The following is a 19187-nucleotide window of genomic DNA, read 5'->3' as shown; positions in this document are numbered from 1 at the left end:
CGCCCGCACCCCTCCGCGCCGGACACCCCACCCGCCAACAAACTCCTCGCGCCCGGTGCGGGCATGGTCGACCGCCTGCGCGACATGCTCACCGGGCGCGGAAAGCAGGACTGACAGGACTGCAGCGGGAGGTGCCCCGTGCCCCGCCCGTGGCTGGGCGGGGCACGGAGCGGCTCGACGCGGTCGGCTCGACGCGGTCGGTCAGCCGCTGCCGGCCCGACGTGGTCGGTCAGCCGCTGCCCGCCCGACGAACGCCACGCCGAACGGTGGCTTGCTCGGCGTGTGCGCGATACGGCCGGGTATCCGTGCAGTGTCGGCCCGGCGGAGTCCGTCCGAGGAGGTCGGGATGCGTCTCTACCACAGCCGTCCCACCGCCCCCGGGTACCGCCGCCTGCGCCACGGACGCGGCTTCCGCTACCTGGACGCCCACGGGGAGCCGCTCCGCGATCCCGATGAGCTGGCCCGGATCCGGGAGCTGGTCATACCGCCCGCCTGGAGGGACGTGTGGATCTGCGCCCGGCGCAACGGCCATCTGCAGGCCGTCGGTACCGATGCCGCCGGTCGCCGCCAGTACCTGCACCACCCGCAGTTCCGTGCCGAACAGGAGCAGGCCAAGCACGAGGACGTGCTCGACGTCGCCGAGGCCCTGCCCGCGGTGCGCGAGACCGTCGAGGGGCATCTGAGCGATCGGGGGCTGACCCGGCAGCGGGTCCTGGCCACGGCTGTACGCCTGCTCGATCTGGGCTTCTTCCGCATCGGCAGTGACCGCTACACCGAAGAGAACAGCAGCTACGGCCTCACCACGCTGCTGCGCGAGCACACCCGCTGCCACGCGGGTGCGCTCCTGTTCACCTACACCGCAAAGCACGGCAGGGAGATCATCCAGACCGTCGCGGACCCCGCCGCCTGCCGCAGCCTCACCGCGTTGCTGCGGCGCCGGGGCGGCGGTGACCGGCTCCTGGCCTACTGGGACGGCGTGCCTGGCACGACGTGAGCGGTGAGGACGTCAACGCGTACCTCAGGGAACTCGCCGGCCTGGAGATCACCGCCAAAGACTTCCGAACCTGGCACGCCACCGTCATGGCCGCCGTGGCACTGGCCGTCTCACAACCCGTGGCGCGCAGTGAGACCGCCCGGCGCCGTGCCATCGCCCGGGCCACGCGCGAAGTGGCCGGGTACCTCGGCAACACGCCCGCGGTCTGCCGGGCTTCTTACATCAACCCGCGGGTGATCGAGCTGAGCGTCGCCACGTCGTCCGTCCCCGAGCCCGAGCCCGAACGGGCTTAAGAGCAGGGCGGTGGGAGAGGCGGCCGTCGAAGAAGCCCTCGGCCGCCTTGAGTGTCTTCATGACTACCAGCCCCGGGAGCACCACTCCGATAGCATGTTCGATCGCGTGACGATCACACTCATCACAACTAACAAATCGAATAAAACAATTGATACCTATAACAACGCGGATTCTTGCGCGAATAAGACGCAGAGTTACGTTCGCCACATGGCCTCAACCGCGCACGATGCTGTGGACCACGGCAGGCGCGGTGACCCTCGGGTTTCTCATCGCGCTGGAGATCGCCGCGCGCCGCTACGGAATGCCCGGGCCGGTCACCAGCCAGGCGCAAGAGGTGATCGTCGCTCCCAAGTCCGGCTTCCTGCTGTACGCCTGCATGGCGCTGACGATGGTGGTGCTCACCCGGCGGCAACGGTTCGTCGCGCTCGGCGCCGCGCTCGGCATCGACGCCGTCTTCCTGGTGGTGCGCTGGGCGGTCGGCGCCGATCTGACCGACGGCCATCCCTTCGGCAACGGCGCGTTGTGGGTGATTCTGGGCATCGCGGTCATCGCCGTCACGCGCCGCACCGGCCAGGAGCGTGTCCTGCTGCTGAAGGGCGCCGGGCTGGGTCTGCTGCTGCTGGCCGGCCGCAAGACCGGTGACACCTGGCTGCTCATCACCTCGAAGACCCGCCCGATGGTGCTCGACCAGTACCTGGCGACCGCCGACCACGCGCTCGGTAATCCCTCGTGGCTGGTGGGCAGGGTCGTCACGGCCACCGGCCCGGTCGGTGCCCGTGCCCTCGACTACGTCTACGCCCAACTGGCGGTGGCCGCGGTCGTCGTCGCGCTGTACCAGCTGCGTCACGTGGCGGCCGAGCGCCGCTTCCCGCGCCATCATCTGGTGCGTACCTTCCTGGTCATCGGCCTCGTCGGGCCGGGCATCTACATGATCTTCCCGGTCGTCGGACCGATCTTCGCCTACGGCGCCGATGGCGGGCACTGGGCGGTGGCCGACCTGTGGCCGGACCTGCCGCCGCCGATCAGTGCCGTTCCGCACGAGATACCGTTCGACGAGATCACCCCCCGCAACTGCATGCCCAGCCTGCACACGGCGTGGGCCACCGCGATCTTCATGCATTCCCGCAGGGGCCCACGGGTTCTGCGATACGCGGGCACGTTCTGGCTGGTCGCCACGCTCACCGCGACGCTGGGATTCGGATACCACTACGGCGTGGACCTCGTGGCCGGTGTGGTGTTCACGGTCACGATCGAGGCGGCCCTGCGCTCGCTCGAACGCGGCTGGGACCGGTCGGGAATCCAGCTGGTCACCTACGGAGTGGCCGTCTTCGCCGCGCTCTTGGTGTCCTATCGCTGTCTGCCGATGGAGATGGCCGAGCGTCCGTGGCTGTTCGGGCCGCTGCTCATCCTGGCGATGGCCTCGGTGATCTACGCCTACGTACGGACCACCAGTCAGTGGGAACAGAAGCCCGTGCCGGCGCCGCAGTCGGAACCGGAACACGAACTGGTCAGCGGGTGAGCAGGACCGTCAGGGCGCTCACCCCGCCCGCGCAGGCGAGGACGGCGCAGGCGCAGGCGGCGTGGCGGCGGAGCAGGGTGTGCCGGAGGGCGGCGTAGCGGTTCTCGTACTCCTGACGCAGTTCCTCGGCCCGCCGGACCGTGCTGCGCAGCGACTGGCGGGTGACGTCGAGGCGCCGGCGGACGTAGTGGCCGGTGAGTTCCTCGGCTTGGGCGGTGGTCAGCCACGGCATCCGTGCGCAGAGGTCCTCGGCCTCGCGTCGCGCCTGGTCGCGATGGAAGTGCGCGAGGAGATAGCCCTCGGCCTCATCGGCCAGCGCGTGCGGCGGGGCGTCGTACGGCGCCTCATGGCTGCCGCGTCTCACGGCCGTTCGCCCTTGTGCCCGCCGGGCTCGGCGACATCGCGTTTGCCGGTGTTCTCCGCCTCGTCCAGCTGGGCCACGTCGGGATGGTGCAGGTCGAAGGCGGGGGATTCGGAGCGGATGCGCGGCAGGGTGACGAAGTTGTGCCGCGGGGGCGGACAGGATGTCGCCCACTCCAGGGAACGCCCGTACCCCCACGGGTCGTCGACCTCGACCCGCTTGCCCTCCTGGGCGGTCTTCCACACGTTGTACAGGAACGGCAGCGTGGACAGACCCAGCAGGAACGCGCCGATCGACGAGACGGTGTTGAGCGCGGTGAAGCCGTCCGCGGCCAGGTAGTCGACGTAGCGGCGGGGCATGCCCTCGGCGCCCAGCCAGTGCTGGACCAGGAACGTGGTGTGGAAGCCGACGAAGAGCGTCCAGAAGTGGATCTTCTCCAGGCGTTCGTCCAGCATCGTGCCGGTCATCTTCGGCCACCAGAAGCTGAAGCCGCCGAACATGGCGAACACGATCGTGCCGAAGAGCACGTAGTGGAAGTGCGCGATCACGAAGTAGGAGTCGGTCACGTGCCAGTCCAGGGGCGGCGAGCCGAGGATGACGCCGGTCAGACCGCCGAAGAGGAACGTGACCAGGAACCCGGCCGCCCACAGCATCGGCGGCTCGAAGGACAGCGAGCCCTTCCACATCGTGCCGATCCAGTTGAAGAACTTCACCCCCGTCGGCACGGCGATCAGATACGTCATGAAGGAGAAGAACGGCAGCAACACCGCCCCGGTGGCGAACATGTGGTGCGCCCACACCGTCACGGACAGCCCGGCGATGGCGAGCGTGGCGCCGATCAGCCCCGTGTAACCGAAGATCGGCTTACGCGCGAAGACGGGGATGATCTCGGTGATCACGCCGAAGAACGGCAGGGCCAGGATGTACACCTCGGGGTGGCCGAAGAACCAGAACAGGTGCTGCCAGAGGACCGCGCCGCCGTTCTCCGCGTTGAACACCTGCGCCCCGAAGCGGCGGTCGGCCTCCAGCACCAGCAGCGCGGCGGCCAGCACCGGGAACGCCAGCAGCACCAGCACCGAGGTGAGCAGCACGTTCCAGGTGAAGATCGGCATCCGGAACATGGTCATGCCGGGGGCGCGCATGCAGATGATCGTGGTGATGAAGTTGACGGAGCCGAGGATGGTGCCGAAGCCGGACAGGGCCAGGCCCATGATCCACAGGTCCCCGCCGACCTGGGGAGTGCGCTCCCCGCCGCTGAGCGGGGTGTAGGCGGTCCAGCCGAAGTCGGCGGCGCCCTGCGGGGTGAGCAGGCTGCCGAGCACGATCAGACCGCCGAAGAGGAACAGCCAGTACGAGAGCATGTTCAGCCGCGGGAAGGCCACGTCCGGGGAGCCGATCTGCAACGGCATCACCGCGTTGGCGAACCCGGCGAACGTCGGCGTCGCGAACAGCAGCAGCATGATCGTGCCGTGCATGGTGAACGCCTGGTTGTACTGCTCGTTGGACAGCCACTGGATCCCCGGCCGGGCCAGCTCGGCCCGGATGGCCATGGCCAGCGCCCCGGCGATGAGGAAGAAGCCGAACGACGTGATCAGGTACAGGTGCCCGATCTTCTTGTGGTCCGTCGTCGTCAGCCAGGAGACGATCACCTGGCCCGGGCCGCGGCGCTCCGCCGCCGGCACCGGAGCAACCGGTTCGGTATGTGTCGCCATGAGCCCCTCGATCGGCAGTGCGTGTCCAACTCGGCGGAAACTAGTCCCGTTGATGCGGCGCTGCCGCCTGACGTGGGGTTTCCTTGGGCTGAACGGCTGAGTGATCCACCCGGATGAGTGGTGCTCCGTTCCTGCGCGGACGGTGTGCGAGCTTTCGGCCCCAGGCCTGGCTCGGCGCTTCGACGTAACGGTGGGTCAGCAGACACAGGGGCAGCAGCACGGCGAAGAAAGCCGCTTCGAGGACGGGATGGTCCTGCCGCCGCCGGCCGATCGTGTGGTCGAACACGGCCAGCAGGAGCGGATGGAGCAGGTAGGCCGAGTAGCTGAGCGTTCCCAGGCCGGTCAGCGGGCGCGGGACACGCCGGTGGCGCCACGCCAGTCCGGCTCCGAAGGTGAGCACGGCCAGCAGGAACGCCGTGATCCAGCCGCGCCGCGCGAAGTGGGAGCCGTCGCCGTGCCAGTAGGCACTGCCCATGGCGCAGGCGGCCACGACGGCACCTGCGCGGGCCGCGCGTCGCCAGGTGCTCCGACCGTGCTCGGCCCGGTGGACGGCGGTGCCGAGGAACATCACGGCGAGGATCACCAGGCCCTCCCAGAGGGGGACCGTGCCGTTGAAGGGGATCAGGACGAGTGCCGCCACACCGCCCAGCACGCCCCCGAACACCCGGAGCACGGGTGACGTGGCACTCGCACAGCAGACGGCGACCGCCAGGGTGATAGAGGTGACGGCGACCAGCGGGCCGGTGCCGACCATGTCCGAGAGGGCGGAGACCGGCAGCACCACCCCTGCCGCCACGCTCACGGCGGCGGCCACGGCCAGGGTGACGGCGACCGCCGCCGACCGCTGGTGCAGGCGGACCGTGAAGAGAGCGACGACCAGCAGGTAGAAGGCCATCTCGTACGAGAGCGTCCACAGGACGAGCAGGAGATTGGGTGTCCCCAGCAACTCCTGGAGCATGGTGACGTGGGCGACCGCCACCGTGACGGCGCCCTGCCGGCCGAAGTCGGGCATCTCCGCGATGCCCAGGACGCCGGCGACGAGGGCCGCCGCGACGACGGCCGCCCACAGGGGGTACACACGGGAAAACCGTCCGATCCAGAACGCCCGGACGCACCCCCGGCGCTCCAGCGAGGCGGGCACGATATAGCCGCTCACCAGGAAGAACACCATGATGCCGTAGCGGCTGGTGTTGAACTCCGGCATCAGCTCCCGCCGGAGCTCCGGCATGAAGCTGTACGACGAGTGGTCGAACACCACGACGAGTGCGGCTGTGCCACGCAACGCGTCCAGCCAGCCCAGCCGCGACGGACCGTCCGGCACGGCGGAACCGGGTAATCGTGACGTCACCGACGCCGGCCGCTTCGGACGTCGGGCAGGGAGACCTTTATCGGAACGCAGGGTTCGGCCTCGCTCTTGGTCGCGTAGAACTCGACCGCGCGGGGCCGGGAGTTGCCCCGGGTGTTCTCGAAGGCCAGCACGTTGCCCCGGCGCAGGGTGACGTCCCAGCCGGCCTTCACGGGGATCAGGGGGCGGCCGTCGACGATCAGGGGGCGGCCATGTATGTCGGTCACCGGGGAGGCCTTGCTGCGCTCACAGACGTAGCCGGAGGGGAGCAGGTCAATGGTCACCTCGATGCCCCACGGACGGACTCTCCTGGCGAGTTCCTGCTGGGCGGCGACACCGATGCTCTGCTCGATCACAGTGAGCTTGACGCTGTCGTCTCCCACCGGCTCCATCGCGTACGTCTTCGAGTCGCCCGGTGAACCGGGCACGACCACCGTGGCGAGCCAGGCCGCCGCCGCACAAGCCGCCGCGACGACCGCGATCCGTCGAGGAGTGAGGAAGCGGCCTAGGGAGGCCTTCGCCTCGCGCCGGCCCGTCCTGGCCTCACCCGACCCGGTCTCGGCGCTCTCACGCAGCCGGATCTCCTTCTTCAGCTCGTCGAGAAGACGGTCCTCGAATGTCGCCCTCATGCTCGGGCACCTCCCCTTGCGACGTGCAACAGCGACGGATCCGGGGTCCCCGCCCCCGCGGGACTCTCCGGTGCCTTGACGTCCGCCTCCTCCCGCAGCGCCTTGCGCGCCCGGTGCAGCCGGACCCGGGCCGTGACCTGGCGGATGCCCAGCACGGCCGCCGCCTCCGTGACCGTGAGCTGGTCGACCGCGATCAGCTCCATGACGGCCTGCTCTCCCTCGGGAAGGCCCGCCAGCGCGGCCAGGGCGCGCCGCCCCGGGCTCTCCGCGTCGAGTCTGTCCTCGATGCGGGCGATGTCGTCGGCCTCCAGCAACCGCCGCCCGGAGAAACGCAGATCGCGTTCGGCCTCACGGGCCACCCGGCGCCGCTCCGACGACACGACGTTGCGGGCGATGCCGTACAGCCACGCCGTCTCGCTGCCGAGGCGGGGCCGGTAGGAGTGGGCCGAGTCGAGTACGGCGAGGAAGATCTCCGCCGTCAGGTCGGCAGCGGTGTGCGGATCGTCGACGCGCCGGGCCACGAAACGCATGACCGCGTCCACATGGCGCCGGTAGAACTCCTCGAAGAGCCGCGGGTCACGTACCGCCGCGGCGGGCCCGCCCCGTAACCGTTCCGCGCCATCCACAAACGACTCCTTCTCGTCGGAGGCTCCCCGGTCCTCCTCGGAGGTGCACCGGAGTCCCGTAAAGGCACTTCACTTGTTCTTGGGCCCAGGCGCGAGAAGCGTTACAGGGGGAGGCGTGTGAGCGAGGCGAGGTGGGCGTCCAGGGGGTGCACGCGCCCCGGCAGGACCTCGTGCAGGTCCCACCAGCAGACGGCCTCGATCTCCTCGTTCGGCTGGAACGCCATGACCTCGGCGCAACGGCCGGAGAACAACGCGCCGTATTCGACACGCTGGTCCGGCGCGAGCGTGAAGCGCGGGTAGCCGACGAACCGGAGCGGCTCTCCGGGCGTCTGCCCTGATTCCTCCAGCAGCTCACGAGCGGCCCCCTGGCGTGGAGACTCGCCCGGCTCGATCAGTCCGCCGGGCAGCTCCCAGCCCTGCCGGAAGCGGTCGAACACCATCAGGACGCGATCGCCGTGCCAGAGGGCCACCAGGGCGAGCGGCAGCGGCGCGTCACCGGGCGGCTGCTCCTCCGCCCGGCGGATGAAGTCGGTCAGGGCGTTGCCGCGGTCGTCGACGGCAAGCGGTCGGGCTGTGGCATCGGACATCTGCGCATGATGCCCGGCCCTGCCGGGAGCCGCGCGGGAAATACGTCCTGGCCCACGGCGCCGGCGGGATCCGTATGGGTCCCGTCAAAGCCGCGGCCGTCGCCGTATGGGAGTCGTCAAGGGGGGCCGGATCCGGCCATGGAGGAGGTTTCGTCGAGACGTCCGTTCTTCTTCCGAACCTCACTCCAGGAGTCCGCGATGGCCGATCTGGCCTTCGTCGTCGTCACGGTCGCGGTGTTCGCGCTGGTGGCCTTCGTCGCCAAGGGGGTGACGAAGCTGTGACCGCCGAGAACGTCGTCGGCCTGGTCGTGGCCGTCGCCCTGCTGGGTTATCTCGTGCTCGCCCTGATCTTCCCGGAGAGGTTCTGAACTCCGATGGGTCCCGTACTTGCCGGCGTGCTGCAAATGCTCGCCCTCATGGCGGCGCTCGCGCTCGCCTACGTCCCCCTCGGCGACCACATGGCCAGGGTCTACTCCTCCGGCCGGCACTGGCGGGTCGAGAAGTGGATCTACCGGGGCATCGGTGCCGACCCGGACACCGAGATGCGCTGGCCGGCCTATCTGCGCGGGGTGCTCGCGTTCTCGGCGGCCGGCGTGCTGTTCCTCTACCTGTTGCAGCGGCTCCAGGGCGTGCTGCCGCTGTCGCTCGGTTTCCGGTCGATCGACCCGGACCAGGCGTTCAACACGGCCGTGTCCTTCGTGACCAACACCAACTGGCAGTCGTACTACGGCGAACAGGCCATGGGGCACGTCGTGCAGACGGCCGGGCTGGCCGTGCAGAACTTCGTCTCCGCGGCCGTCGGCATCGCCGTCGCGGTGGCTCTCGTACGGGGGTTCGCGCGGTCCCGCACCGGTGAACTGGGCAACTTCTGGGCCGACATGGTGCGCGGGGTCACCCGGATCCTGCTGCCGGGTGCCTTCCTGGCCGCGATCGTGCTGGTCGCCTGCGGTGTGATCCAGAACTTCTCCGGGATCCACGAAGTGGGTCAGTTCGTGGGCGGCTCGCAGCAGTGGAACGGCGGTGCCGTCGCCTCTCAGGAGGCCGTCAAGGAGCTGGGGACGAACGGCGGCGGATACTTCAACGCCAACTCCGCGCATCCCTTCGAGAACCCGACGCCCTTCACCAACCTCTTCGAGATCTTCCTGCTGCTGGTCATCCCGTTCTCGCTGACCCGGACCTTCGGTGTCATGGTCGGCTCCGTCAGGCAGGGGTACGCCATCCTGGCCGCGATGGCGACGATCTGGGTCGGTTTCGTCGCCCTGATGATGTGGACCGAGTTCGCCCACCACGGCCCGGCGCTCCAACTGGCGGGCGGGGCGTACGAGGGCAAGGAGGTCCGCTTCGGCGTCGGCGCCTCCTCGATCTTCGCGGTGTCGACCACGCTCACCTCGACCGGCGCGGTCGATTCCTTCCACTCCTCCTTCACCGGCCTCGGCGGCGGCATCACCCTGCTCGGCATGATGCTGGGGGAGATCGCGCCCGGCGGCACCGGCTCCGGCCTCTACGGCATGCTGGTCATGGCGGTCATCGCCGTGTTCATCGCCGGACTGATGGTCGGCCGTACGCCCGAGTACCTCGGCAAGAAGATCGGCACCCGCGAGATCAAGCTGGCCGCCTGCTACATCCTCGTCACCCCGGCCCTGGTGCTGGTCCTCACGGCCTGCGCGACGGCCCTGCCGACACCGGCCCACTCGATGGCCAACACCGGTGCGCACGGCTTCTCCGAGATCCTGTACGCCTACACCTCCGCCGCCAACAACAACGGCTCCGCCTTCGCCGGCCTGAACGCGAACACCCAGTGGTTCAACACCACGCTGGGCCTCGCGATGGTGCTCGGCCGCTTCCTGCCCATGGTGTTCGTGCTCGCACTGGCCGGTTCGCTCGCCGGGCAGCGGCCGGTGCCGGTCACCGCGGGCACCCTTCGCACGGAAAAGCCGCTGTTCACCGGGTTGTTGGTGGGCGCGATCCTCATCATCACCGGTCTGACGTACTTCCCGGCCCTGGCGCTGGGCCCGCTGGCCGAGGGGCTGGCGGCATGACCACTCGTACGGAAAGCCAAGAGATGCCCACAGCCACTGAGGCCCGCGCGCCGCACAGCGACGCACCCACCGGGCACAAGCCCCCCGAAGGACGCGTCGGTGCGGGCCTGTTCAACCCCGGGCAGCTGGTGAAGTCGCTGCCGGACGCCTGCCGCAAGCTCGACCCGCGGGTCATGGTCAAGTCGCCCGTGATGTTCGTGGTGTGGGTGGGGTCCGTGCTGACCACCGTCTTCTCCTTCACGGACCCGGGCGACTGGTTCGGCTGGACCATCAGCGCCTGGCTGTGGCTGACCGTCGTCTTCGCCAACCTCGCGGAGGCGGTCGCCGAGGGCCGGGGCAAGGCCCAGGCCGACACGCTGCGCAAGGCCAAGACGGACAGCGTGGCCCGCAAGGTGGACGGCACGGTCGTCCCCGGTACCGAGCTGCGGATCGGTGACCTGGTCGTCTGCGAGGCCGGCGACATCATCCCCGGCGACGGTGATGTCGTCGAGGGCGTGGCGAGCATCGACGAGTCGGCGATCACCGGTGAGTCGGCGCCCGTCATCCGCGAGTCCGGCGGCGACCGCTCGGCCGTCACCGGCGGTACGAAGGTGCTGTCCGACCGGATCGTCATCCGCATCACGACGAAGCCGGGCGAGACCTTCATCGACCGGATGATCGGCCTGGTGGAAGGCGCCGCACGGCAGAAGACGCCGAACGAGGTCGCGCTGAACATCCTGCTCGCCTCGCTGACGATCGTCTTCGTGCTGGCCGTGGCGACGCTCCCGCCGTTCGCCGACTACGCGGGCACCCACCTGACGATGGTCGTGCTGGTGGCGCTGCTGGTCTGCCTCATCCCCACGACCATCGGCGCGCTGCTGTCGGCGATCGGCATCGCGGGCATGGACCGGCTGGTCCAGCGCAATGTCCTGGCCATGTCCGGCCGCGCGGTCGAGGCCGCAGGTGACGTCTCCACGCTGCTGCTCGACAAGACCGGCACCATCACCCTCGGCAACCGGCAGGCCGCCGAGTTCGTCCCGGTGGCGGGCGTCACCGAGGCCGAGGTCGCCGACGCCGCCCAGCTGTCGTCGCTGGCCGACGAGACGCCCGAGGGCCGTTCCGTCGTCGTCCTGGCCGAGGAGAGGCACGGCCTGCGCGAGCGCGAGCTCGTCGGCGCCGAGTGGATCGCCTTCACCGCGCAGACCCGGATGTCGGGCGTCGACGTCGACGGCCGCAGGATCCGCAAGGGCGCGGCCGGTTCGGTCGCCGCGTGGGTGAAGGAGCGGGGCGGCACGGTCGCCGCGGACGCGGACGGGATCGCCGACCGCATCGCCGAGGCGGGCGGTACGCCGCTGCTGGTGGCGGTCGAGGACTCCGGCGGAGCGCGCGTCCTGGGCGTCGTCCATCTCAAGGACGTCGTCAAGGACGGCATGCGCGAGCGGTTCGGGGAACTGCGCCGGATGGGCATCAAAACCGTCATGATCACGGGCGACAACCCGCTGACCGCGAAGGCGATCGCCGAGGAGGCCGGTGTCGACGACTTCCTCGCCGAGGCCACCCCCGAGGACAAGATGGCCCTCATCAAGCGCGAGCAGGCCGGCGGCAAGCTCGTGGCGATGACCGGCGACGGAACCAACGACGCGCCGGCCCTCGCCCAGGCCGACGTCGGCGTGGCGATGAACACGGGCACGTCGGCCGCGAAGGAGGCCGGCAACATGGTCGACCTCGACTCCGACCCGACCAAGCTCATCGAGATCGTCGAGATCGGCAAGCAACTCCTCATCACCAGGGGCGCGTTGACGACGTTCTCCATAGCCAACGACGTCGCCAAGTACTTCGCGATCATCCCGGCGCTGTTCACCTCGGCCTACCCGGGCCTGGACAAGCTCAACATCATGGGCCTGTCCTCACCGGACTCCGCGATCCTGTCGGCCGTCGTCTTCAACGCGCTGATCATCATCGCGCTGGTACCGCTGTCCCTGAAGGGCGTGCGGTACCGGCCGGTCAGCGCGGACCGCATGCTGCGACGGAACCTCACGATCTACGGGCTGGGCGGGCTGATCGCCCCGTTCATCGGCATCAAGCTCATCGACCTGCTCATCTCTCTGATCCCCGGGCTGTAACTTTTTGAAAGCGTGGAAGGACCATGAACAACTCCGTTGCGAACACCGCCCGGTTGCTCGGGGCGGGCCTGCGTGCCCTCCTCGTGCTGACGCTGGTGACCGGCGTGATCTACCCGCTCGCGGTGACGGGTGTGGCACAGGCGCTCTTCCGCGACAAGGCGAACGGCTCCGAGATCAGGGCGGACGGCAAGGTCGTCGGCTCGTCCCTGATCGGGCAACAGGGCTACAGCCTGGACTACTTCCAGCCACGCCCGGCGAACGGGCTCGGCGCGAACTCGGTCAACACCCAGTACAAGCTGATCCTTTCGGGTGCCACCAACCTGTCCGCCGACAGCGACAAGCTCGTCAGGTCGGTGGAGGAGGCCAGGGCGAAGGTGGTCGAGGACAACTCCACCCCCGGTCACAAGGTCAAGCCGTCCCAGGTCCCGGCCGACGCCGTGACGTCCTCGGGCTCCGGCCTCGACCCGGATATCTCCCCGGACTACGCCGACCTCCAGGTCCACCGTGTCGCCGAGCGCAACGGCCTGACCGCCGACCGGGTCCAGAAACTCGTCGACGACCACACCGAGGGCCGCACCCTCGGCTTCATCGGCGAGCCCCGGGTGAACGTCCTGGAGCTCAACATCGCGCTGAAGGAACTCCTGGCGAGCCGCTGAGCGGTCCGTCCGCGCGCGACCCGGAGACGGCGCCCCCGCCTTCCCTGGTGCCGCAGGGTCGTAATCCCGCCGACTTTGCGGACGTGGCGTACGGCGAGGTGAGCGACGACGCGAGCGGAGCGAGAATGGTGAGGGCCTGGCGACGTCCGCGCGGCAGCTCCGGTGAAACGATCCGCCGGACATGTACCGCAGACAGACCCGCTCCCCGGCCGGGCACGCTCCGCAGATGCGATCGCACCGTCTTCAGACCGGCACGCACGCGCTGGAACGGAGGACTGACTCATGGCCACCCCGCTCACCGCCGCCCGGCTCGTCGCCGCGCTGAGGGCCGAGGGCTGCGCCGTTCACGAGGTCGGCGGATGGCGCACCAACAACCGCAACCACAAGGGTCCGTGGGGTCCCGTGCACGGGGTGATGATCCATCACACCGTCACCGGGCCCGGCACGGACGTCGTCGAGCTGATCTACCACGGCCACAGCGCCCTGCCCGGCCCGCTCGCCACCGGATGCATCACCAAGGACGGCGTCGTCCACCTGACCGGCAACGGCCGGGCCAACCACGCCGGCGGCGGCGACGGTGACGTGCTCAATGCCGTCATCGGCGAGTCGTACGGCACGTACCCGCCCGCGACGCACGAGCACGACGGCTCGGCCGGCGCGGTCGACGGCAACGCCCGTTTCTACGGCTGGGAGTGCGAGAACAAGGGCGACGGCAAGGACCCGTGGCCGAGTGTCCAGTACATCGCCATCGTCAAGGCCACCGCCGCGATCTGCCGCGCGCACGGCTGGGGCCCCAAGAGCGCGATAGGCCACCTGGAGTGGAGCGACTGGAAGGTCGACCCGCGCGGCTTCGACATGGCCGACTTCCGCCGTGACGTGGCCGACGCCCTGGCCCTCCCGGCGGGCCTGTGGGAAGGAGAGGACCCCATGCCCCAGTACGTCAACCTCGGCACAGCCGGGGGGTATCGGCTCGCACCCGGTGCCTGGGACGCGATCGAGTTCGCCACCGAGTGGGCCGACGAGACCGGCGACCACGCCACCGGCGGGAGCGTCTTCGCCCGTGGCCCGGCCCGCTTCAGCGGAAGCGTCAGCCTCCACTTCGACGGGCTGCCGACGGGTGCGGTCGTCCAGGCGCGCATGTCGGAGTACCAGGGCGACCAGCACCGCGCGGACCACCCGATCCACGAGATCGTCGGGACCGGCGGCGGCACCTTCGCGGTCGTACCCCTGACGAAGCGGCTCCCGTCGGGCCGGAGCATGCGCATACGGCTTCTGAACCAGGCCGCCGTCCCGGTCACCGTCGCGAGCGCGGTGCTGACCGTGCTGGTGTGGAAGGAGGCCTAGCACCCTGACAAACCGCAGTACCTCTCCACCGTTTTCCTCACGGAGACGATCGCCCGTCCGGACACGTATACCCGGGCATGAACCGAAGCGAGTCACCCCCGTTACGAGTTGAACCGGGGCACGGCCCTGTGATGAGGGTGCGGGCGATGTTCTGCGCAGACGCCACCCCTTTATCCCGAGTAGGACGAGGCACAGCCGCTTCGAGTCGCTTCGGGAGGGCCCGTGAGTGACACGGTGACGACGGCCCGCCCGGCGGCCCAAGCGAGCCAGGCGGTTCAAGGAGGGGAACAGGGCACGGCGGCCCGCCCGGTGCGGCAGCGGGACGCGTTCTTCGACAACGCCAAGTACCTGGCGATCGTGCTGGTGGCCGTGGGACACGCCTGGGAGCCGCTGCGGCCGGGCAGCAGGGCCGTCACCGCCCTGTACATGTTCGTCTACGCGTTCCACATGCCGGCGTTCATCATCGTCTCCGGCTACTTCTCGCGCACCTTCGACGGGAGCCCGGGGCGCCTCAAACGCCTGGTCACCGGTGTCGTCGTGCCGTACGTGGTGTTCGAGACGGCATACACCCTGTTCACCCGATGGACCAGCGAGGACCCCGACCGTCCGGTCAGCCTGCTGGACCCCCTGTATCTGACCTGGTTCCTCGCGTCGCTGTTCGTCTGGCGGCTGACGACGCCTGTCTGGCGGCATGTGCGGTGGCCGCTGCCGACGGCCCTCGTCGTCGCGATGCCGGCGACGCTCTCACCGTCCCTCGGCCACGACCTAAACCTCCAGCGCACGCTTCAGTTCCTGCCGTACTTCGTGCTCGGCCTGCTCCTGCGGCCGGAGCACTTCCGGCTGGTGAGACGGCGCGAGGTGCGGATCCTCGCCGTGCCGGTGGCCGTCTGCGCGCTGGGCGTGGCGTACTGGGCGGTGCCGCGGATGAACTACGCGTGGTTCTTCCACGCCGACAGCGCCCCGGAACTGGCCGCCCCGCTCTGGTACGGGCCCGTGATGACGCTGGCCGCCTTCGGCTGCTCGGCCGCCCTGGTCGCCTGCTTCCTCGCCTGGGTGCCCGGGCGCCGGACGTGGTTCACCGCGCTGGGCGCGGGCACGCTGTACGGCTATCTGCTGCACGGTTTCGTCGCGCAGGCCGCGAAGTACTGGGGCTGGTACGAGCCGGCCCGGGTCCACCGGCCCGTCGGCGCGGTCGTCGCCGCCCTGGTCGCGGCCGTGGTCGTGACGGCGCTGTGCACGCCGCCGGTGCGGCGCGTCTTCCGCTGTGTGACGGAACCGGGGATGGCGTGGGCCTTCGGCAGGGGGAACGCGGCCCCGCGGCCGGGCGATGCCCGCGGGTGATGCCCTACTGCTGGGTGCCGGCTTCCTGCTGCACCGGTGCGTGGCCGTTCAGGGCCTGCGTCATCTGGTGCTGCGTCTCTTCGGCGACCACGCGAGCCTCTTTCACGACGTCACCGCGTTCGCGTATGAGGCTTTCGTAGATCGGCAGTTCTTCGTTCCGGATCGAGTCGGGTTTCACGGGTTCGTCCTATCGCTTTGCAGCCGGGTCTGGGGGCCCGTGTAAGTCTGCGCCATGCCGTGCCGCGGTGTTACCCACCCCCGTCGTGTCCAGAATTCCGTCACGAGCTTCGCACATTCCCCAACTTTGCGACCGTGAGGAAAACCCTGGGCACGGCGAAGGGCCCCGGGAATCGCGTCCCGGGGCCCTTTTACGCGGATACCGTCAGAGCGACGTCGTGTGAACGCCCGCGCTCCCGGACGCCGCCGCGCCCGCCGGCGACAGGCTTCCCTGGAGGCTGCCGCAGAGCTCGGCGGTCAGGGGCTCGACCAGACCGGTGGAGAGGCCGCCCACCAGGTTCGCGGAGGCACCGCCCGCCATGCCGCCGGAGATGTTCTCCAGGTCGGCGTCGGACAGCTCGGCGATGTCGACCCGAGAGGTGAGGTTCATTGGAGGTGTTTCCCTTCGCGTGAATGTCTCGCATTGGCGGCGCGCGTGGGGGGTCGCCGGATCCAGAATCGAGATTCCGCACCGACGGCTCCGCCGTGCGCAGGATCAAAGCACTCCGCGGGAGGAAAGTTCCAGCCAACTCCCGGCACCGCACCGCGCCTTTCGGTGACCGCCTTCACTGCCATGACCATGGGCACACGAAATCCGCCCACTTCTTCACACATTCCGTCGCCCTGTCGCACGCAGGTGTATTGCGCCCCGATTTCCGAAGCGGGCACTTCGGCGCCAAGTTCCCATGCCGTGACATGGACTTGGCGCCCGGTGTGCCGTCCTTCGGCGTCCTGGCGAATGGTGTGCAGATTGGCTGGAGGTTCGGATTCCGCTCCGTCAGGCCGCCGCGGCCGGCTGCATCAGCCGGGCCAGCAGGTCGTCCAGGGTGACCAGGCCGGTGAGCCGGCCGGTCGTGTCACGGACCACGGCCAGGGAGGACCGGCGGCGGCGCAGCACCTCGATCGCGTCGGCGACCGTGGTGGCCTCCGTCAGCTCGGGCACCGGACGGGCCAGTTCACGGGCGGTCGTGGCACGACCCCGGGCCCGGGCGACCAGGGCGTCACGGGCGTGGACCGAGCCCAGGACGGTGCCGTTCTCCCGGACGAGCAGCCGGGTGCGGTCGAGGCCGGCGGCCAGCCGCAGCAGCGCCTCGACGTCCGTGCCGCCCTCGACCCAGGTGAGCTCCGCCGCCGGGATCCGCAGCGCCGCCACCGGCGTCTCCGGCTCGGTCAGCGAGCGGGTCAGCAGCTCCGAGTCGGTCGCGCTGATCAGGCCCAGCCGCTCGGACTCCGCCACCAGGTGCGTCAGCTGCTCCCGGTTGTGCACCGAGGCCAGCTCGTCGCGCGGGGCCACCCGGCACAGCCGTACCAGCGCGTTGCTCACCGCGTCGAGCAGCCGGATCAGCGGCCGTACGGCCCGCACCACGGCCCGGAACGGCGGGGAGAGCAGCATCGCCGAGCGCTCGGGGTGGGCGATCGCCCATGACTTGGGGGCCATCTCACCGACCACCATGTGCAGGAACACCACCACGGCCATCGCCACGGCGAACGCCACGCCGTAGCTCACGGCACCGGGCAGGCCCAGCTTGTGGAGCAGCGGGTCGAGTTCGTGCGAGATCGCCGGCTTCGACACCGAGCCCAGGCCCAGGGTGCACACGGTGATGCCCAGCTGGGCGCCGGCCAGCATCAGCGACAGCTCGCGCATACCGGCCAGTGCCGCCCCGGCTCCGCGCCGCCCCTCGGCCGCCGCCTTCTCCATGCGGTGCCGTTTGGCGGCGACCAGCGCGAACTCGGCCGCCACGAAGAAGCCGCTGCCGGTCAGCAGCAGCACGGTCACGAAGACCGCCATCGGGAAACTCACGCCATCTCCTCGGCTTCTTCGGCTTCCGCGGCGTCCACGAGCGGGCTGATCCGTACCCGGTCGGCCACGTGCCGGTCGAGCGTGCGCACGTCGATCACGGCGCGGCCRCCCCCGGGCAGCTCGACCGTGACCCGGTCACCGACCGTCGGGAAGCGGCCGAGCCGGTCCACGACGAGGCCGGCCACGGTGTCGTAGTCGTCGTCCTCCGGCAGCAGGACACCGGTGGCCTCGGCCACCTCGTCCAGCCGGCGGCCGGCGTCGACCAGCCAGCCGTCGCCGTCCGCGACGGCGAGCACGGTGACCTTGTCGGACTCGTCGGCGATGTCGCCGACCAGTTCCTCGGCGATGTCCTCGTACGTGACGATGCCCGCCACGCCGCCGTGCTCGTCGAGGACGACCGCGAACTCGTCGTCCTGCTCCCGCATCCGGTTCACCGCGTCCGGCAGCGCGAGCGTGTCCGGCAGCAGCAGCGGCCGCCGGGCCACCTCACCGGCGCTCGCGACGGCGAGGCGGGCGGCGGGCAGCGCCATCAGCTCGCGCACCCCCAGCACGCCCGCGATGTCGTCCGGGTGGTCGCCGAGGACGGGGTAGTTGGAGTGGCCGTGCTCGGCGATCAGGCCGACGGCCTCGTCGGCGCCGGCGTCCTTGCGGACGAAGACGGCGTCGGCGCGCGGCACCATCACCTCGTCGAGGGTCCGCTCGGAGAACTCCAGCGCGTGGTCGAGCAACGCGGCGGTGTCCTTGGGCAGCGCGCCCCGCTCGTGCGACTCGCCGATCAGATGGCCCAGCTCCTCCAGCGTGGCGCCGTGATGCAGCTCCTCGACCGGCTCGATGCCGGCCTTGCGCAGCAGCTTGTTCGCGGCGCTGTCGAAGACGCGTACGACAGGGCCCACGACCTTCAGATACGCCAGCGTCGACGGGGCCAGCGCCTTCGCCAGCCGCTCCGGCACGGCGATCGCCAGGTTCTTCGGGGCGAGCTCGCCCAGCACCATCTGCACGACCGTGGCCAGGACGAAGGCCAGCGTCACGGAGACGCCGCTCACGGCCGCGTCGGGCAGGCCGAGCCCGGACAGGGCGGGCCTGAGCAGCGCGGAGACCGACGGCTCGGCGATGAAGCCGACGACCAGGCCGGTGACGGTGATGCCGAGCTGCGCGCCCGACAGCATGAACGACAGCCGCTCCAGCACCCGCAGGGCACGGGCGGCCTTCTTGTCCCCGGCCTCGGCCTCACGCGCGAGGGTGAGCCGGTCGGCGGAGACGTAGGCGAACTCCTGGGCGACGAAGTAGCCGGTGCCGGCGGTCAGCACGAACACGGCGAGCAGCCCCAGGAGGGCGTTCGCGGCACTCATCGAACACCATCCCGCCATGTGCCGCGATCACTGATGTCGTGGCGGGATGGTCGGGGACTGTGCCCCGGAGGGTCCGTCGATCTGGCGGACAACAGGTGGCTCCTTATACGTGGTGTGTCTCCGGGTCAACGCTCGTCGGCGCGCCCGTGTTCCCGGATTCTACGACGGTGTAGAGAACGTCGCTCGGGGCGTCGCGGCTCGGCGGCGCAGCCCGCGTACCAGCCCGGCGCCGGCACCCTCGGCGGCCGGCCCGGCACCGGCCGGCGCGAGAG

At 70.0% G+C, this 19187-nt stretch carries 18 protein-coding genes and 2 pseudogenes; 10 read left to right on the top strand and 10 right to left on the bottom strand.

The window, feature by feature from the left end; genetic code table 11:
- The 3 genes and pseudogenes from CA983_RS48055 to CA983_RS24000 form a co-directional block, all read left to right on the top strand.
- Positions 1 to 114: pseudogene (locus CA983_RS48055) on the top strand (hemerythrin domain-containing protein); the annotation flags it as partial.
- Between the two features lie 232 nt (positions 115 to 346).
- A pseudogene (locus CA983_RS24005) lies at positions 347 to 1239 on the top strand (DNA topoisomerase IB); the annotation flags it as partial.
- A gap of 275 nt (positions 1240 to 1514) precedes the next feature.
- Positions 1515 to 2807, top strand: a complete 1293-nt coding sequence (locus CA983_RS24000) for a phosphatase PAP2 family protein (RefSeq protein ID WP_086602960.1) — start codon at positions 1515 to 1517, stop codon at positions 2805 to 2807.
- Here the strand turns inward: CA983_RS24000 and CA983_RS23995 are convergent.
- The 6 genes from CA983_RS23995 to CA983_RS23970 form a co-directional block, all read right to left on the bottom strand.
- Positions 2797 to 3171 (bottom strand): hypothetical protein, encoded by a 375-nt coding sequence (locus CA983_RS23995; protein WP_208637022.1) that lies wholly within the window; start codon positions 3169 to 3171, stop codon positions 2797 to 2799. The genes CA983_RS24000 and CA983_RS23995 overlap by 11 nt on opposite strands.
- Positions 3168 to 4880 carry an aa3-type cytochrome oxidase subunit I gene (ctaD, locus tag CA983_RS23990; protein ID WP_208637021.1) on the bottom strand — a complete coding sequence of 571 codons (1713 nt, stop codon included), beginning with the start codon at positions 4878 to 4880 and terminating at the stop codon, positions 3168 to 3170. Before ctaD ends, CA983_RS23995 begins: the two co-directional genes overlap by 4 nt.
- 40 nt (positions 4881 to 4920) lie before the next feature.
- Positions 4921 to 6201 (bottom strand): acyltransferase family protein, encoded by a 1281-nt coding sequence (locus CA983_RS23985; protein ID WP_244207082.1) that lies wholly within the window; start codon positions 6199 to 6201, stop codon positions 4921 to 4923.
- A 23-nt stretch (positions 6202 to 6224) separates the two neighbouring features.
- Positions 6225 to 6854, bottom strand: a complete 630-nt coding sequence (locus CA983_RS23980; RefSeq protein ID WP_086602959.1) for a hypothetical protein — start codon at positions 6852 to 6854, stop codon at positions 6225 to 6227.
- Positions 6851 to 7480, bottom strand: coding sequence for an RNA polymerase sigma factor (locus tag CA983_RS23975; protein ID WP_086602958.1), 630 nt, complete (start codon positions 7478 to 7480; stop codon positions 6851 to 6853). Before CA983_RS23975 ends, CA983_RS23980 begins: the two co-directional genes overlap by 4 nt.
- 101 nt (positions 7481 to 7581) lie before the next feature.
- On the bottom strand, positions 7582 to 8067 hold the full coding sequence (locus CA983_RS23970; protein WP_086602957.1) for an NUDIX domain-containing protein: 486 nt from the start codon (positions 8065 to 8067) through the stop codon (positions 7582 to 7584).
- 138 nt (positions 8068 to 8205) lie between these two features.
- Here CA983_RS23970 and CA983_RS46785 point away from each other — a divergent pair, with 138 nt between their 5' ends.
- The 7 genes from CA983_RS46785 to CA983_RS23940 all read left to right on the top strand — a co-directional run bounded on the left by CA983_RS46785 (position 8206) and on the right by CA983_RS23940 (position 15549).
- Positions 8206 to 8349: a hypothetical protein gene (locus tag CA983_RS46785; RefSeq protein ID WP_167407443.1), complete on the top strand. Its 144-nt coding sequence runs from the start codon at positions 8206 to 8208 to the stop codon at positions 8347 to 8349.
- The gene (gene kdpF / locus CA983_RS23965) at positions 8346 to 8435 is read left to right on the top strand and encodes a K(+)-transporting ATPase subunit F (RefSeq protein WP_009326374.1); all 90 of its coding nucleotides are present in this window, start codon (positions 8346 to 8348) and stop codon (positions 8433 to 8435) included. Before CA983_RS46785 ends, kdpF begins: the two co-directional genes overlap by 4 nt.
- Positions 8436 to 8441: 6 nt before the next feature.
- Entirely contained in the window at positions 8442 to 10106 is a 1665-nt protein-coding gene (gene kdpA / locus CA983_RS23960; protein WP_086602956.1) for a potassium-transporting ATPase subunit KdpA, read from the top strand.
- 23 nt (positions 10107 to 10129) lie between these two features.
- The gene (kdpB, locus tag CA983_RS23955; RefSeq protein WP_086602955.1) at positions 10130 to 12208 is read left to right on the top strand and encodes a potassium-transporting ATPase subunit KdpB; all 2079 of its coding nucleotides are present in this window, start codon (positions 10130 to 10132) and stop codon (positions 12206 to 12208) included.
- 23 nt (positions 12209 to 12231) lie between these two features.
- Complete coding sequence (locus CA983_RS23950) at positions 12232 to 12864, top strand: potassium-transporting ATPase subunit C (RefSeq protein ID WP_086602954.1); 633 nt, start codon at positions 12232 to 12234, stop codon at positions 12862 to 12864.
- 282 nt (positions 12865 to 13146) lie between these two features.
- Positions 13147 to 14208: a peptidoglycan recognition protein family protein gene (locus CA983_RS23945; protein ID WP_086602953.1), complete on the top strand. Its 1062-nt coding sequence runs from the start codon at positions 13147 to 13149 to the stop codon at positions 14206 to 14208.
- Positions 14209 to 14430: 222 nt separating this feature from the next.
- A complete protein-coding gene (locus tag CA983_RS23940; RefSeq protein ID WP_086602952.1) occupies positions 14431 to 15549 on the top strand; it encodes an acyltransferase family protein in 1119 nt (372 codons plus the stop codon).
- A gap of 4 nt (positions 15550 to 15553) precedes the next feature.
- On the opposite strand, the gene CA983_RS46285 is transcribed toward CA983_RS23940, so the two are convergent.
- The 4 genes from CA983_RS46285 to CA983_RS23925 form a co-directional block, all read right to left on the bottom strand.
- Complete coding sequence (locus CA983_RS46285) at positions 15554 to 15727, bottom strand: hypothetical protein (RefSeq protein WP_158101882.1); 174 nt, start codon at positions 15725 to 15727, stop codon at positions 15554 to 15556.
- Positions 15728 to 15931: 204 nt separating this feature from the next.
- Positions 15932 to 16156, bottom strand: coding sequence for a hypothetical protein (locus CA983_RS23935; protein ID WP_086602951.1), 225 nt, complete (start codon positions 16154 to 16156; stop codon positions 15932 to 15934).
- A gap of 387 nt (positions 16157 to 16543) precedes the next feature.
- Positions 16544 to 17566, bottom strand: coding sequence for a hemolysin family protein (locus tag CA983_RS23930; protein ID WP_086602950.1), 1023 nt, complete (start codon positions 17564 to 17566; stop codon positions 16544 to 16546).
- The gene (locus CA983_RS23925; protein ID WP_086602949.1) at positions 17563 to 18915 is read right to left on the bottom strand and encodes a hemolysin family protein; all 1353 of its coding nucleotides are present in this window, start codon (positions 18913 to 18915) and stop codon (positions 17563 to 17565) included. The genes CA983_RS23930 and CA983_RS23925 overlap by 4 nt, the downstream gene beginning before the upstream one ends.
- Positions 18916 to 19187: the final 272 nt, after the last annotated feature.

The organism is Streptomyces swartbergensis (assembly GCF_002148965.1).
GTDB lineage: Bacteria > Actinomycetota > Actinomycetes > Streptomycetales > Streptomycetaceae > Streptomyces > Streptomyces swartbergensis.
This window is presented reverse-complemented; position numbering and strand designations above follow the sequence as displayed.